Origin of the sequence: Cryobacterium flavum, from assembly GCF_900103805.1 — a bacterium.
GTDB classification, from domain to species: Bacteria; Actinomycetota; Actinomycetes; order Actinomycetales; family Microbacteriaceae; genus Cryobacterium; species Cryobacterium flavum.
The window spans coordinates 108,296-122,105 of the sequence record NZ_FNIB01000007.1 but is presented as its reverse complement, the minus strand read 5'-3'; the positions used below and the strand labels follow the sequence as shown (position 1 = coordinate 122,105).

The following is a 13,810-nucleotide window of genomic DNA, read 5'->3' as shown; positions in this document are numbered from 1 at the left end:
GCGATCTACTTTGCTGCGACGATGGGCGGCGCGACGGTCTTGGCGTCGACAGTCTCAATCAGTTCCGGCGCCCAGGTACCGTCGGTGCCTTCCTTAAGCGTGGCCTGGAACATCGGCTGCAGCACGGCGTGGTCTTCTGCACGAATGGTGATCGAACCCTTGACCGAGTCGAACGTGTAGCCCTCGAGCGAGGCGATCATGTCATCGACGTTGTCACCACCGCCCTCGCGAACGGCCTGAACGAGCATCTGCGCGGCCACGAAACCGTCGGGCGAGAACAGGTCTGCCTGTGCGTCGTTGGCTTTCAGGTAGCTGATCATGGCTTTGCTCTGCTCGTTGTCGGTGGCCGACGCAAAGTAGTGCGAGAGAAAGCTGATCTTGCCGCTCGCGGCACCGTACGCGCCGTAGGTCGAGACATCACCGAGGCCGGTGACAACCGGAACAGCATCGAACACGCCCTGCTGCTGCAGCGCGGTCCACATGGCACCGGTGCTGGCGCCGGCCCAGGCCACGAAGACGAGGTCTGGTGAGGCGTCGAGCAATTGCTGCGCGAAGGGGGTGAATTCGGTTGCGTCTTCGGCGACAAGTACACCATCGACGGTCGCGCCCTTGGCCCCGAGCACGGCCTTGACGCCGGCCAGGTTGCCCTGACCGAAGGCGTTGTCCTGGGCGAAGACGACGATCTTCTTGCCGCTCGGGTCGCCGATGAACGTTCCTGCCGTCGCAACGTCTTCATAGGTCTGGCGGCCGGATCGGAAGGTGTACTGGTTGAGGCCGGTGATGGCATCGGCGGCTGCCGGGCCCGAGATGTAGAGAATCTTGTTCTGCGCGGCCTGCTCGGCCAGGGTGACGGCGATTCCGGACACGACGGTGCCGGCCATAATCTGGTATCCCTGCCCGATCAGGTCTTTGGCGACCGAGACCGCGGTGTCGGGGTTGCCCTGGTCGTCTTTCCAGGTGATGTCCAGTTCGCGGCCGTCGACAGCGCCGGTGCCGTCGGTGGCGTAGTCGAGGCCGGCCTTGAACCCGGCGGTGTACGCGGCGCCGTAGGCGGCGAGCGGGCCGGTCGCTGAGGTGATCATGCCCACCTGCACCGCGAGCTTCGTGGTGGAATTATCGGTGGCTGCGCCGCCGGTCGTGGCCGTGGGGGCGCATCCGACCAGGGTCAGGGCGGCGACGGCGAGAATTGCCGGGGCCAGGAACATCTTTGTTACCCGCATAAAATTTGCCTCTCGTTCTACAAACCTGACAGGTGGTTCAGGTATCAGGAATCTATGGGCGATCGACGGTACTGTCAAGAGGCAGGAGTGAACCGATACCCAGACGTGGCCAATATGCTGGGGTGGCACGCATCAATTTTTTGACAAAGGAGTCCCGATGACCGAAACCGACGTCGTAATCCTGGCCGGATCACGCACCCCGCAGGGTCGCGTGAACGGGCAACTCTCGTCCCTCACCGCCGTCGACCTCGGCGCCGCCGCCATTGCCGGTGCCCTCGCCCGCGCTGGAGTGGCACCGGAGCAGGTCGACTTCGTGCTCATGGGTCAGGTCCTGCAAGCCGGGTGTGGGCAGAACCCGGCCCGGCAGTCCAGCGTGGCTGCAGGCATCCCATGGAATGTGCCGGCGATGACACTCAACAAGGTCTGTCTGTCCGGCCTCGCCGCGGTCATTGATGCCGCCCGCCTGGTGCGGCTCGGCGAAGCGGATGTCGTCGTGGCCGGTGGTCAGGAATCCATGTCCCGCGCGCCCCACCTGCTGCCTGGCTCCCGCCAGGGCTGGAATTACGGAACCGTGTCAGCGCTCGACCACGCCGCTCACGACGGACTCACCGACGCCTTCGACGGCCTCTCGATGGGGCTCTCCACCGAGCGCGCGAACGTTGAACTCGGACAGACCCGCCTCGAGCAGGACGAAATCGCCGCTGCCTCGCACCAGCGCGCTGCTGCCGCAGCCGCGAGTGATGTGTTCAGCGACGAGATCACTCCGATCAGCGTGCCGCAGCGGAAGGGCGAGCCGCTCCTGATCAGCACCGATGAGGGCGTTCGCGCCGAAAGCACGACCGAGACGCTCGGCCGCCTGCGCCCGGCATTCGACCCGGCGGGGAGCATCACTGCCGGCAATGCAGCCCCTCTCAGTGACGGCGCGAGCGCTGTCGTCGTGACCAGTCGCGCCTGGGCCGAGAAGCACGGCCTGCCTTGGCTCGCCGTGATCAACGCGAGCGGCCAGGTGGCCGGCCCCGACAACTCCCTGCACTCCCAGCCGGCCAATGCCATCGCGCACGCCCTCAAGCGCGAGGGCTGGACCGCCGCCGATCTCGACCTGGTCGAGATCAACGAGGCGTTCGCCTCGGTCGTGGCCCAGTCGTCGAAAGTGCTCGGCGTGTCGGCCGATGTCGTGAACATTCACGGTGGCGGCATCGCCATCGGCCACCCGATTGGGTCGAGCGGCGGGCGCATTGCACTGCACGCTGCCCTCGAACTGGCCCGGCGTGGCACCGGCAAAGCCGCCGTCGCGCTGTGCGGCGGCGGCGGCCAGGGTGAGGCGCTGCTGCTGTCCCGGTAACGGCTTCTAGGCGGGCGCGGTACTCGACCTCGTCGATGTCGCCCTGGGCGAAGCGTTCGGCCAGGGTCTTCTCAGCGCTCGTGGCATCCGCCTGGCCTTGCCCGCCCGGGTGTCCGTGACCCTCCCGCATACCGCGACGCCAGCGCCGTCCGAAGATGGCGAACAGTACGGCGACGACGATGATCCAGAACAACGGGATCAGCAGGAACCACCAGCCGAACCCGAACCCGCCGTTCATCATTCCGCCATGGCCGTAGCTGTCGCCGTCGCCGGGACGTGCGGCGAGCTTGCTCATGATGCGGCCGGCGCCGACCCGTCGTCGGTGACCGTGAGCAGGTCGTCGCTGCTCTCGCGCGCCAACACAACGGATGCCTCCCCGATGCGCACGCGTTCCCGCTGTTCGGCCGACGTACCACGGGCGTCCCCGTGCGCCGCAGCTCGGCAAAACGCTCCCGACGCGAGCGGATGGCCTCCCCGATTCCCATGAACACGGCCAGCGCCAGGGTGGTTCCGGCGATCCGCAGCGGATGCAGCCCCACCCCGAACGCGCCCGCGAGCACCAGCACCAGCACCAGCACCAGAACCAGAACCAGAACCAGAACCCAGAACCCAGGCCGCTGCGACGGAGCTGTACACCCAGACGCGCACGCCCCGCACGATGCCGAGAACGATCGCGAAAATCAGGGCAACATAGGGCAGGCCGATGTCGGAACGCACGAGGGTGAATGCACCGCCGCGGCGGCGACGACGGCCACGACCGGGCCGGGAAACCGCCGGGTGCCGATCAGGGCGAGCGGGCCGATCAGGGCCAAAACGACGGCGAGAAACCACCCGATCAGGGCCAGGCTTGGCCGGTCAGAATCCGGGAGTGGTCCGGGTCCGCGCATCATGTCAAACCGGTCGAAGCCGCCCCGGCCCCGGCCGGGCCAGCACGGCCACCGCCGGCACCTGGATCAGAAAGAAGATCACCACGAGCAACCACAATCGAACGGGCCGCGGCATGCCGTATCCGTACCCGCTGTACTCCCCGTGTGGTGGCATGGCTTGATGCTACTTCCGTGCGCCGGGCGCCGCATCCGCCCGCGGAAGTACCTGCCGGCTACCCGAAGAAGTTGATGGGCTTGACGATGTCGGCGTAGATGAGCAACAGGCTCATCCCGCCGAGCAGAACCACGACCGCCAGCGTGAGCGGCATGAGCTTGGCCATGTCGACCGGTCCGGGGTCGGGCCGCTTGAACAGCTTCGCGAAGAATCGACGGATGCCTTCCCACAGCGCACCGGCGACGTGGCCGCCGTCGAGTGGCAGCAAGGGCACCAGGTTGAACACGAACAGGGCGATATTGAGCGATCCGAGCAGCTGCAGCATGCTGGCGACCTTCGTGGCGACCGGAATGGTGTCCATGCTCGCCAGTTCGCCGGCTACCCGGCCAACACCCACCACGCTGATCGGTCCGTTCAGGTCGCGCTCCCCCGGGCCGAACGCGGCCTTGGCCACGGCCACGAGCCGGTCGGGCAGGTTGAGAATCACGTGCGCGACGGCGGAGATGTTTTCGCCCACCAGGGGCAGCACTGCTGTCGCAGGCTGGGGCACCAGTTCGCTCGCCGCTCCGATGCCGACGAACCCGACCTCCTCGGTAATGGCAGCGCCGGAGGCGTCCGTTTTGATTTTGTTGTCGGCGGTATACACGTAGCGTTCGGTGAGTTTGGGGGTGAGCGAGAGGTCGACGTCGGCGCCGTCACGCTCGACCACCGCGGCGAGGGTGCGCCCGGGCGCCGAGCGGATGACCTCGGTCGACTGCTCCCAGCTCGTAATGGCTGTTCCGCCGATGCTGACCAATCGGTCACCAGGCTTCAACCCGGCAGCGGCACCGGGCGAGGCTTCATCGGTTGACTCGCAGGTCTGCCGGTCGCTCGAGGCGGGGAGCACGCACTGGCTCACGCTGCCGATGGTCGTGCTGATCTGCGGGCTGCCGAATCCCATGACCAGAATGGAGAACATCACGATGGCGATGAGTAGGTTCATGGTGGGCCCACCGAGCATGATGATCACGCGCTTGTAGACCGACAGCTGATAGAACGCGCGGTGCTCTTCACCATCGCCAATGGTCTCCGCGCTGGCCTTGCGGGCATCGTCGACCAGGGTGGACAGGGCGCTGGTCTTCTTCTCAGGTTCGCCCTCCTGAACCATCTGGTCGAAGAACCCGGTGGTGGTGGTGCGGGGAGCTCCGCCCTTTTTCGACGGTGGAAACATGCCGATCATGGCGATATAGCCACCGAGGGGCAGCGCCTTGACGCCGTACTCGGTCTCACCCTTGGTGCGCGACCAGAGCGTCGGGCCGAAGCCGATCATGTACTGGGTTACCTTGACGCCAAACAGCTTGGCGGGCACGAGGTGGCCGATTTCGTGCAGGCCGATAGACACGGCGAGTCCCACGACCACGATCGCGACGCCCAGTATGAACAGCAGTACGGTTTCCACTGTCGTAGAGTAACCGCACCAAGCTGCAAAGGGGCTGGCTGTGCGGCCGAACCTCCCTTTTAGGGTGCGCATGTGCTTTGCTAGAGGGTGGACGCACCAGGAGGTCCCCCTGTCTTACGAACCCATTCCCATCCAGCAGCTACCGACCCCCGGCCCGGTGGGCAGCCTACTTGGCGACCGTTTTCTGATCGAGACCCTTATCGGCACCGGCGGGATGGCATCCGTTTATCGGGCAACGGATACCGCGCTCGGCCGTACAGTGGCCGTCAAACTCTTTCGCGCTGATGGTGGCGCCGCAGAGCCGGAGCGTCAGAGCGGCGAGATCGCCCTGCTGGCGAGCCTGAACCATTTCGCCCTGGTCACCCTGTTCGACGCCGGCACCGCCACCGTCGACGGCGTGCCGCGCACCTTCATCGTGATGGAACTCGTGGACGGCCCCGATCTGCGCGCCCGCATCGCGAGCGGCCCGCTGCCAAGCCTCGAGGTGGCCGTGATGGGTGCCGATCTGGCCGAGGCGCTGCACTACGTGCACGAGCAGGGCATCATCCACCGCGACGTCAAGCCAGCCAACGTACTGCTGTCGCCCTCCGGCTTTCCCGGGCGCAGCATGCACGCCAAGCTCGCCGATTTCGGCATTGCCCGGCTGCTCGATGAGTCAAGGCTCACCGCGACCGGTTCGCTGCTTGGCACCGCGAGCTACCTGAGCCCCGAGCAGGCGCTCGGAGCTTTGATCGGTGCACCAACGGATGTCTATTCCCTCGGTCTCGTGCTGCTCGAATGCCTCACCGGGGTGCGCGCCTACCCCGGAACCGCCGTGGAGTCGGCGATGGCCAGGCTGCAACGCCAGCCGGAGATTCCGAGCACGCTCGGCCGGGACTGGACCGAGGTACTCGCAGCCATGACCGCCCGCGACACCGGCGACCGGCCCACCGCTTCCGAGGCGTCCCTGCTGCTCCGCGCGCTCGCGACCGGAGCCGAAGACCAGGCCGTGGCCACGCTGCTGCTACCCGCTCGCGCAGTTGAGGCGGCTGCGACCGAGGTGCTGCGTGCCGATCCGGCCCCCACGCCCAAACCCGCAACTGCGGCCATCTCCAGGAAGCAGACGGGGACCACGCCTGCACCGCGCCGCAACCGGGTCATCCTCTGGATCGTCCTGGCGGCCCTGGTGGTCACCGCGATCGTGCTCGGTGCGTTGTTTCTGGGCAGCGGAGACGATCCGCCAGCGGTTCCGCCGAGTTATCCGGCGGTCGACGGCACCCTCGGCACGCACCTCGAACAGCTCCAGGAAAGCGTGAACCCGTGATGCGCAAACGACTGACCCTCGCGCTCGTTTCCGGATTGCTTCTGCTCCTGCCGCTGGCCGGTTGCGCGGCTGAGCCGGTCGAACTTCAGGCCGCCACGGCCGAAAATCTGCAGTCTGCGATGCTCGGCATCACCGAGGCGGCGGCCGGCGGCGACTTCACCGAAGCCCAGTCGCTCCTCACCGCGATGCAGGGTAATTTGCGCACCGCGGCCGCCGCCGGCCAGGTCAGCGCCGAACGGTCGGCGTCGATTCAGACCGCGATCAACCTGGTCAGCACCGATCTGACGGTTGAGATCGAAGCTGCTGCTATCGCTGCTGAAGCCGCAGCCGAAGCGGCGGCCCTCGCCGAGGAACAGAATGCCAAGGACGCCGCCGAAGACGCGCGCGACGCGGAGAAAAAGGCCGCCGAGGATGCCAAGGACGCACGCGAAGAGTGCCTGGACGACAAGGACCGGGTCAAAGCGGGCGAGTGTAATTAGGCCGTCAGCCTGCCGCGATGAGCTGATCGGCGGCGGCACGCGCCCAACGTTCAGCCTCGGCGAGTGACTCGAGGGTGAGCTCGGAATCGTACTCGTGGCTCTCGACCACGCGCAGCACCGTGTCGACGATGTTCAAAAAGCCGATGCGCCCGGAGTGAAAAGCGGCGACGGCCTGCTCGTTGGCCGCGTTGAACACGGCCGGATAGGTGCCGCCTAGTCGGCCGACCTTCTTGGCGAGTTCGACCGCGGGAAAAGCCGTGTCGTCGAGGGGCTCGAAGGTCCAGCTCTGCGGTAAGGTCCAGTCGATCGGAGCGCCGACCGCAGCCACGCGGTTCGGCCAGTCCAGCCCGAGTGAGATCGGCAGTCGCATGTCGGGCGGGCTGGCCTGGGCGATGGTCGATCCGTCCACGAATTCGACCATGGAGTGTACCACGGATTGCGGGTGCACGACGGCATCGATGCGGTCATATTCCACGTCGAACAGAAGGTGCGCCTCGATGATCTCGAGTCCCTTGTTCATGAGGGTGGCCGAGTTGGTGGTGACCACCAGGCCCATGTTCCAGGTCGGGTGGGCCAGGGCCTGCGCGGGCGTCACGCCGGCAAGCTGTTCCCTGGTGTAACCGCGAAACGGCCCACCGGATGCCGTCAGCACGAGTCGACGCACCTCGTGCTGGGTTCCCGAGCGCAATGCCTGCGCGATGGCGGAGTGTTCGGAGTCGACCGGAACGATCTGGCCTGGTGCAGCAAGATTCTTCACGAGTTCGCCGCCGACGATCAGCGACTCTTTGTTGGCCAGAGCCAGGATGCGACCAGCTTTCAGCGCGGCCAGGGTCGGCCCCAAGCCGACCGAACCGGTGATGCCGTTGAGCACGACGTCGACGTCGACGTCCCGCACGAGCTGCTCCGCAGCATCCGCTCCCAGGGCGGTGTGCTCGACCTGAAAGTCCAGGGCCTGCGCATCGAGCAGTTCTCGGTTGCTTCCGGCCGCGAGGCCGACCACCTCAAACCGCTCCGGATTGGCACGAATGACGTCGAGCGCCTGGGTTCCGATCGAGCCAGTGGACCCGAGAATGATTACTCTGCGCATACCTCCATGCTAGGTGCCGGGCGCGGCGTATGTTCGATGCTGGCCAGTGGTGGCGTAGTGTCGACGGGTGACTGGTGCCGATGCAGAACCCAAAGACAACGCCGAAACCATCACGATCGATAGTTCTGATCAAGGCGTTCCGGCCGAACAGGCCGACGATCAGGAGCGTGTCAAGCGACCGGGATTCGTCTATTTTCTCGGCTACGGCATCATGGCCCCCGTCGCCCGAATCGTTTTTCGACCGAGCATTATCGGGCGCGAGAATATTCCGGCCACCGGCCGCGTCATTCTCGCCAGCAACCACCTCTCCTTCATCGACAGCATCGTCATTCCCCTCGTCGCGACCCGCCGCGTGCAGTTTCTGGCCAAGTCGACCTACTTCACCGGGACCGGATTCCAGGGCTGGGTGTCACGAACATTCTTCACCGCCATCGGCGCCATCGGTGTAGAACGCGGAGCCGGCCAGGCCGCGCAGGTCGCTCTCGACGCCGGCCGTGCCGTGCTCGAGGCCGAGGGCGCATTCGCGATCTACCCGGAGGGCACCCGCTCGCTCGACGGCCGCCTCTATAAGGGCCGCACGGGCGTCGCCTGGCTCGCCCTCACCACGGGCGCGGTCGTCGTTCCGGTCGGTTTGATCGGCACCCAGGAGATTCAGCCGGTCGGCACCAAGGTGCCGCGTATTCGCAAGGTCACTGTCACCTTCGGTGAACCGCTCGACCTCGGCCATCACGGCCCGGCCACCTCCGGTAAGGCACGCCGGCAGGCAACGGATGAGATCATGGCGGCCATCCACCGACTGTCCGGTCAGGAATTGGCCAACGCCTACAACGAATCGCCACCAGTCGGTACCCTCAATCGCCTCGCCCACCGGGTCTTTCCGCGCGAACGCCTGTAGCCGCGGTCTTACCGTCGAGCTGGCGGTCATAGGCTGGAGCAATGACTGCTACGTATTCGGTGCCCCAGAAACGCAAGCTCGTGACGGCTCTCCCCGGCCCCAAGTCGGTCGAGCTTCAGGCCAGGCGAGAGAAAACGGTTGCCCGCGGCGCCGGAACGCTCGCCAACATTTACATGGACCACGGCGCCGGAGCGATCCTGGTCGACGTTGATGGCAACCAGATCATCGACCTCGGCTGCGGCATCGGGGTGACCACGATCGGTCACGCGCATCCCGACGTCGCGGCGGCAGCATCCGCTCAGGCAGCGAAACTGACCCACACTCTTTTCACGGTCACGCCCTACGAGAACTACGTGGCGGTCGCCGAGAAACTTAGCCAGATCACCCCCGGCGATTTCGAGAAGCACTCGGTGCTCGTGAATACCGGCGCGGAAGCGGTGGAGAACGCGGTGAAGATCGCCCGCAAGTTCACCGGACGCCGGGCCATCGTGGCCCTCGACCACGCTTTTCACGGTCGTACCAACCTGACCATGGCGATGACCTACCGGCCGTGGCCGGAGCGCGCCGGAATGGGCCCGTTCCCCGGCGAGATCTACAGCGTGCCGACGAGCTACCCGTTCCGTGACGGCCTGAGTGGTCTGGAAGCGGCTGAGAAGACCATCGACTACATCAATACCCACATCGGCGCGACCGAGGTCGCGGCGTTCTTCGTCGAGCCGATCCAGGGCGACGGCGGCATCGTTATTCCTGCACCCGGCTATTTCAAGCGCATTCGCGAATTTTGCACTGAGAACGGCATCGTCTTCGTGGCCGATGAGATTCAGGCCGGCATCGCCCGAACCGGCGTCTGGTACTCGATCGAGCACCACGATGTCGTTCCCGACCTGGTCACGACCGCCAAGGGCATCGCCGGCGGCTTTCCGCTGGCCGCCGTCACCGGCCGCGCCGACATCATGGACTCCGTGCAGCCCGGCGGCATCGGCGGCACCTTCGGCGGCAACCCGGTCTCCACCGCGGCCGCCCTCGCAGTGTTCAACCTGATCGAGCGGGACAATCTGCTCGGTGAGGCCAAGCGGGTGGAAGCCGCCCTCTGGGCGCGAATCGGCGACTGGGCCGAGAAGTTCTCCATCGTCGGCGAAGTCCGCGGCAAGGGCGCCATGTTCGGCGTCGAGCTCGTGCACCCGGGAACCAAGAAGCCCTACCCCGAGGCCCTGACCGCCGTGATCAAGCACGCCACCACGAACGGTGTCATCGCGCTCGACGCCGGCAGCTGGGATTCGGTGCTGCGCATCATGCCGAGTGTCGTGATCTCTGACGAGCTCATCGACGATGCTGCCACCGTGCTCGAGGAGGCCCTCGCTGCGCTGGTAGCCGCCTACCCCGCGTAGTCGCCCCTCACCCAGTCCGTGATGTCGACGGACTGGGTCGGCGGCAGGTCGATGTCCGAGGGGCTGATGACCGCCGCCCCACCGCCGGCCGGGCGCATCATGGTCCGGCCGTTGGCGAAGCGGATGCTGTCGGCACCGGCACAAGCGTGGGTGACGGCGATGGTGTCGGCTCCCCCGTTTCGGACACCGGCACGAGGGGCCGTACCTGGGCGAACGGAAACGGCGACGGTGCGGCATCCGCCTGGTAGGCCTGGCCAAGAAAGTCGTAAGTGTAGTCGATATCGCCTGACGCCACCAGCCGGAGCGGAAACACATTCCAGCCGCCGCCGGGCACCAACAGGCTCGGCACCACCATGTCCTGCTCGCCGGCCGCATCAAGCTGGGGCAGGTAGTTCGTATTGACCGGGTCGTTGACCACGTTGAGGGCACGACCGCTCTGGTCGAACAGCTGCACGTCGGTGAGCGGCTGGCCGTCGGTATCGTAGGCGAACACGTTGGTCACCTGCTCGCCGCTCTGCATGAGTCCGGGCGTCGGAGCCGGGTTGTAGTCCACGTACGCAGTGTTCTGCGTTCCGGCCTGGTTGGCCGTGACCATCAGCACGATCGGCAGCACCAGAACCGCGCACACGCTCACCACCGTGCGAAAGCCGGGAAGCCAACGCCAGGGCAGCCACCGGCCGCGCCCCCACTGCACGCTCAAGACCACAAAAGCAGTGAGCACAACCCACCTCAGTGGATCGGTCGGCACAGTGCTGATCCCGCCACCTGCGAAAACCTCCGCGACCGCATAGACAACCCAGCCGCGCAGCACCCACCACGCGGGGCGCAACGCGAGCACAAAGTCGAGCACCGCCGCACCGGCCGCACTCGAACGAATGCGCCGGGCCGCGCCAGCTCGCGCGGCACCGACCCGGGTGCGCAGCCGGCGCAGCCGCGGCACGCGGGCTTCGGGCGTCGCTCCCCGCACGGGAAGCCCGGCCGCGCCACGCAACTCGCCGGCGTAGGCGACCGGATCGCCGAGGTCAACCTCGGGCGCCGCGGCATCGCCGGCATCCACGTCGGCGGCCTGCTCGGTGAGGTCGGCTTCGAGGCCGTCGGTGAGGTCGTCGACGTCATCAGCGGGAAGATCGTTCAGGGCCGCTCGCACGGCCAGGGCAAAGTCGCGAATGGACTGCGGAGTCGTAGCTGTTTCGCTCATGAGTTGTCGCCGATCGTGGGTAGGAGAGCGGAGCGCTGCGGATTCTCGAGCAGCTGGGTGAGAGTGTCGGCAAAGTGGGTCCAGTTCGCGCACTGTTCGGCGAGCATGGCCCGGCCGTGCGGGTTCATTCCGTAGTACTTGCGGTGCGGCCCGCCGTCCGACGGCACCACGTAGCTCGACAACGCCCCCGCGCTGTACAGCCGCCGCAGGGTGCCGTAGACCGAAGCGTCGCCGACCTCGTCGAGTCCGGCGGCGCGCAATCGGCGCACGATGTCATAGCCGTAGCCGTCGTCGTCAACGATGACGGCCAGAACGGCCATGTCAAGCACCCCCTTGAGTAACTGGGTGGTATCCATCGGCATCCCCTTCATCGGCTCGAGCGTTCGCTCACACCTTCAACGGATCCCACACTACTACGCAAACCGCACTACCGCGCCATGCGCAATTTCTGTCCTTCCGGGACGCTGCTAGACCGTGGTGACCGGCTCGTGCACGACCGGAAAGTTCATCGAGGCCCCGATGAAGCACTCCCGCGCCGCCTCGGCGTGCAGCGACTGCGCAAAATCGACCTGGGTGGGGTCACTTATCGTCACGCGCGGGCGCAGGGTAGCGGATGCGAAACTTCCGCCGCCGCCCGGCCGCTGGCGCATCACTCCGACCGCGGAGTCGGTATAGGCGGTGACCGTCACCCCGTGCCGCACGGCCACGTGCAGGTAGGAGAGCATGTGGCACTGGCTGAGCGCGGCGAGCAGCAGCTCTTCCGGGTTCCAGCGTTCGGCATTTCCGTGAAAAGTCGGGTCGCTCGATCCCTTGATGACGGCCTTGACCTCGGCTCCCTTGCCCACCGGCGTGATCGTGTGCTGTCGGCCGTAGGCCCGATAGCTGCTCGTACCACTGCCCTCATTGCCGGTCCAGTCGACCCGTACCGCGTAATTGTGCTCGCCGAGCATGATTCCCCCTCGAAATCGCTATCTCCTTCAGTAATTCTGACAGCACAACCAGCCTCGTGGGGAATGAGATCGGTAAAGTGGAAGCATCATGACTGACACCCTCACAAACTCTGCTACCACTGCCGCCGCGACCACGTACTCCGTCGCGCAAGAACGAAAGATCGTCACGGCCATTCCCGGTCCGATCTCTGCAGCGTTGCAGGAGCGGCGTCGAGCGGTCGTCTCCGACGGCGTCAGCTCCATGCTCCCCGTTTACATTGCCAAGGCCAACGGGGCGATCCTCGTTGATGTTGACGGCAACCAGTTCATCGACCTCGGTGCCGGAATCGGCGTCACCACGATCGGCCACACCGAGACCAGCGTCGTTGCCGCGGCCATCGAACAGTCCCAGGACTTCATCCACACCCTGTTCACCGTCACCCCCTATGAAGAGTACGTGCGCGTCGCCGAGCTGCTCGCCGAGCACACCCCGGGTAATTTCCCGAAGAAGAGCGTGCTCATCAACTCCGGCGCCGAAGCCGTCGAAAACGGCGTGAAGATCGCCCGCAAGTACACCGGTCGCCGCGCCGTCGCGGTACTCGACCACGCCTACCATGGCCGCACCGTGCTGACCATGGCCATGAACTACAAGGCCATGCCCTACGCCACCGGCTACGGTCCCCTCGCGAGCGATGTCTACCACGCCCCGAGTTCCTACCCCTATCACGACGGCCTGACCGGTTCCGAGGCGGCCGCCCGCACCATCGCCTACCTCGACAAGGTGATCGGGGCATCCGATCTGGCCTGTCTGGTCGTCGAACCCATCCAGGGTGAGGGCGGTTTCATGGTGCCAGCGGATGGATACCTGCCCGCCCTGCAGGAATGGTGCACCAAGAACGGTGTCGTCATGATCGCCGATGAGATCCAGAGCGGCATGGCGCGCTCGGGTAAGTACTACGCGAGTGAGCACTTCGGCTGGATCCCCGACCTCGTGCTCAGTGCCAAGGGCATCGCCGGGGGCTTCCCGCTCGCCGCCGTCACCGGCCGCGCTGAAATCATGGATGCTTCCCAGCCCGGCGGCCTCGGCGGCACCTTTGGTGGCAACCCGGTCTCCTGTGCCGCTGCGATCGCTGTGTTCGAGGCCATCGACGCGAACAACCTGCTCGGCGAAGCACAGCGCATCGAGCGGTCGCTCACGGCGGGCCTGACCGCGCTCAAGAACAAGTACGACATCATCGGCGAGATTCGCGGGCACGGTGCCATGATGGCGATCGAGCTGGTGCAGCCCGGTACCGGCGACACGACGAAGGCGCCCAACGCCGCCGCGGTGAGCGCGATTTCGACCTACGCCGGCCAGCACGGCGTGCTGCTGCTCACCGCCGGCACCTACGGCAACGTGCTGCGTTTTCTGCCGAGTCTCGCGCTGTCTGATGCCCTGATCGTCGACGCCCTCTCGGTGATCGACGACGCCATGGCCGCGCTGTAGCCAC

15 protein-coding genes are annotated in these 13,810 nt (G+C 66.1%); 6 read left to right on the top strand and 9 right to left on the bottom strand.

The genetic code is table 11. The features are described from left to right. Positions 1 to 5: 5 nt before the first annotated feature. The gene (locus BLS91_RS11690; protein ID WP_092340907.1) at positions 6 to 1,220 is read right to left on the bottom strand and encodes a substrate-binding domain-containing protein; all 1,215 of its coding nucleotides are present in this window, start codon (positions 1,218 to 1,220) and stop codon (positions 6 to 8) included. 157 nt (positions 1,221 to 1,377) lie between these two features. Here BLS91_RS11690 and BLS91_RS11685 point away from each other — a divergent pair, with 157 nt between their 5' ends. Further along, positions 1,378 to 2,562, top strand: coding sequence for an acetyl-CoA C-acetyltransferase (locus BLS91_RS11685; RefSeq protein WP_092340905.1), 1,185 nt, complete (start codon positions 1,378 to 1,380; stop codon positions 2,560 to 2,562). Between the two features lie 291 nt (positions 2,563 to 2,853). On the opposite strand, the gene BLS91_RS19625 is transcribed toward BLS91_RS11685, so the two are convergent. The 4 genes from BLS91_RS19625 to BLS91_RS11670 are packed head-to-tail and all read right to left on the bottom strand — an operon-like array spanning position 2,854 to position 5,041. Further along, positions 2,854 to 3,279 (bottom strand): hypothetical protein, encoded by a 426-nt coding sequence (locus BLS91_RS19625; protein WP_134505291.1) that lies wholly within the window; start codon positions 3,277 to 3,279, stop codon positions 2,854 to 2,856. Then, positions 3,243 to 3,452, bottom strand: coding sequence for a hypothetical protein (locus BLS91_RS11675; RefSeq protein WP_092340904.1), 210 nt, complete (start codon positions 3,450 to 3,452; stop codon positions 3,243 to 3,245). Before BLS91_RS11675 ends, BLS91_RS19625 begins: the two co-directional genes overlap by 37 nt. 1 nt (position 3,453) lies before the next feature. Then, positions 3,454 to 3,603 (bottom strand): hypothetical protein, encoded by a 150-nt coding sequence (locus BLS91_RS19940; protein ID WP_159433854.1) that lies wholly within the window; start codon positions 3,601 to 3,603, stop codon positions 3,454 to 3,456. Positions 3,604 to 3,661: 58 nt separating this feature from the next. Next, positions 3,662 to 5,041 carry a M50 family metallopeptidase gene (locus BLS91_RS11670; RefSeq protein ID WP_167552435.1) on the bottom strand — a complete coding sequence of 460 codons (1,380 nt, stop codon included), beginning with the start codon at positions 5,039 to 5,041 and terminating at the stop codon, positions 3,662 to 3,664. Between the two features lie 157 nt (positions 5,042 to 5,198). Here BLS91_RS11670 and BLS91_RS11665 point away from each other — a divergent pair, with 157 nt between their 5' ends. Then, the gene (locus tag BLS91_RS11665) at positions 5,199 to 6,344 is read left to right on the top strand and encodes a serine/threonine-protein kinase (RefSeq protein WP_241983115.1); all 1,146 of its coding nucleotides are present in this window, start codon (positions 5,199 to 5,201) and stop codon (positions 6,342 to 6,344) included. After that, positions 6,341 to 6,823, top strand: a complete 483-nt coding sequence (locus BLS91_RS11660; protein WP_134505290.1) for a mucin-associated surface protein — start codon at positions 6,341 to 6,343, stop codon at positions 6,821 to 6,823. Before BLS91_RS11665 ends, BLS91_RS11660 begins: the two co-directional genes overlap by 4 nt. 4 nt (positions 6,824 to 6,827) lie before the next feature. Here the strand turns inward: BLS91_RS11660 and dxr are convergent, their stop codons facing one another. Next, positions 6,828 to 7,910 carry a 1-deoxy-D-xylulose-5-phosphate reductoisomerase gene (gene dxr / locus BLS91_RS11655; RefSeq protein WP_092340900.1) on the bottom strand — a complete coding sequence of 361 codons (1,083 nt, stop codon included), beginning with the start codon at positions 7,908 to 7,910 and terminating at the stop codon, positions 6,828 to 6,830. 109 nt (positions 7,911 to 8,019) lie between these two features. On the opposite strand from dxr, the gene BLS91_RS11650 reads away from it, so the two are divergent. Together BLS91_RS11650 and BLS91_RS11645 are read left to right on the top strand one after the other, a co-directional pair. Next, complete coding sequence (locus tag BLS91_RS11650; RefSeq protein WP_369827278.1) at positions 8,020 to 8,805, top strand: lysophospholipid acyltransferase family protein; 786 nt, start codon at positions 8,020 to 8,022, stop codon at positions 8,803 to 8,805. Between the two features lie 41 nt (positions 8,806 to 8,846). Then, positions 8,847 to 10,193: an aminotransferase class III-fold pyridoxal phosphate-dependent enzyme gene (locus BLS91_RS11645; RefSeq protein ID WP_092340899.1), complete on the top strand. Its 1,347-nt coding sequence runs from the start codon at positions 8,847 to 8,849 to the stop codon at positions 10,191 to 10,193. Between the two features lie 97 nt (positions 10,194 to 10,290). Here the strand turns inward: BLS91_RS11645 and BLS91_RS11640 are convergent, their stop codons facing one another. From BLS91_RS11640 to BLS91_RS11630, 3 genes are all read right to left on the bottom strand, one after another. Continuing rightward, positions 10,291 to 11,391 (bottom strand): hypothetical protein, encoded by a 1,101-nt coding sequence (locus tag BLS91_RS11640; RefSeq protein WP_092340898.1) that lies wholly within the window; start codon positions 11,389 to 11,391, stop codon positions 10,291 to 10,293. After that, positions 11,388 to 11,747: a PadR family transcriptional regulator gene (locus tag BLS91_RS11635; protein ID WP_092340897.1), complete on the bottom strand. Its 360-nt coding sequence runs from the start codon at positions 11,745 to 11,747 to the stop codon at positions 11,388 to 11,390. Before BLS91_RS11635 ends, BLS91_RS11640 begins: the two co-directional genes overlap by 4 nt. A 111-nt stretch (positions 11,748 to 11,858) precedes the next feature. Continuing rightward, positions 11,859 to 12,344, bottom strand: coding sequence for an OsmC family protein (locus tag BLS91_RS11630; RefSeq protein ID WP_092340896.1), 486 nt, complete (start codon positions 12,342 to 12,344; stop codon positions 11,859 to 11,861). A gap of 85 nt (positions 12,345 to 12,429) precedes the next feature. Between BLS91_RS11630 and gabT the strand changes: the two genes are divergently transcribed. Next, the gene (gabT, locus tag BLS91_RS11625) at positions 12,430 to 13,806 is read left to right on the top strand and encodes a 4-aminobutyrate--2-oxoglutarate transaminase (RefSeq protein ID WP_092340895.1); all 1,377 of its coding nucleotides are present in this window, start codon (positions 12,430 to 12,432) and stop codon (positions 13,804 to 13,806) included. The last annotated feature ends 4 nt before the right edge of the window (positions 13,807 to 13,810 follow it).

Bases quoted from the DNA above. Each gene is read 5' to 3' on its own strand.
- BLS91_RS19940 (WP_159433854.1), bottom strand. From the start codon at position 3,603: ATGCCACCACACGGGGAGTACAGCGGGTACGGATACGGCATGCCGCGG.
- BLS91_RS11675 (WP_092340904.1), bottom strand. From the start codon at position 3,452: ATGATGCGCGGACCCGGACCACTCCCGGATTCTGACCGGCCAAGCCTG.
- BLS91_RS11635 (WP_092340897.1), bottom strand. From the start codon at position 11,747: ATGGATACCACCCAGTTACTCAAGGGGGTGCTTGACATGGCCGTTCTG.
- BLS91_RS11685 (WP_092340905.1), top strand. From the start codon at position 1,378: ATGACCGAAACCGACGTCGTAATCCTGGCCGGATCACGCACCCCGCAG.
- BLS91_RS11690 (WP_092340907.1), bottom strand. From the start codon at position 1,220: ATGCGGGTAACAAAGATGTTCCTGGCCCCGGCAATTCTCGCCGTCGCC.
- BLS91_RS11640 (WP_092340898.1), bottom strand. From the start codon at position 11,391: ATGAGCGAAACAGCTACGACTCCGCAGTCCATTCGCGACTTTGCCCTG.
- gabT (WP_092340895.1), top strand. From the start codon at position 12,430: ATGACTGACACCCTCACAAACTCTGCTACCACTGCCGCCGCGACCACG.
- BLS91_RS11645 (WP_092340899.1), top strand. From the start codon at position 8,847: ATGACTGCTACGTATTCGGTGCCCCAGAAACGCAAGCTCGTGACGGCT.
- dxr (WP_092340900.1), bottom strand. From the start codon at position 7,910: ATGCGCAGAGTAATCATTCTCGGGTCCACTGGCTCGATCGGAACCCAG.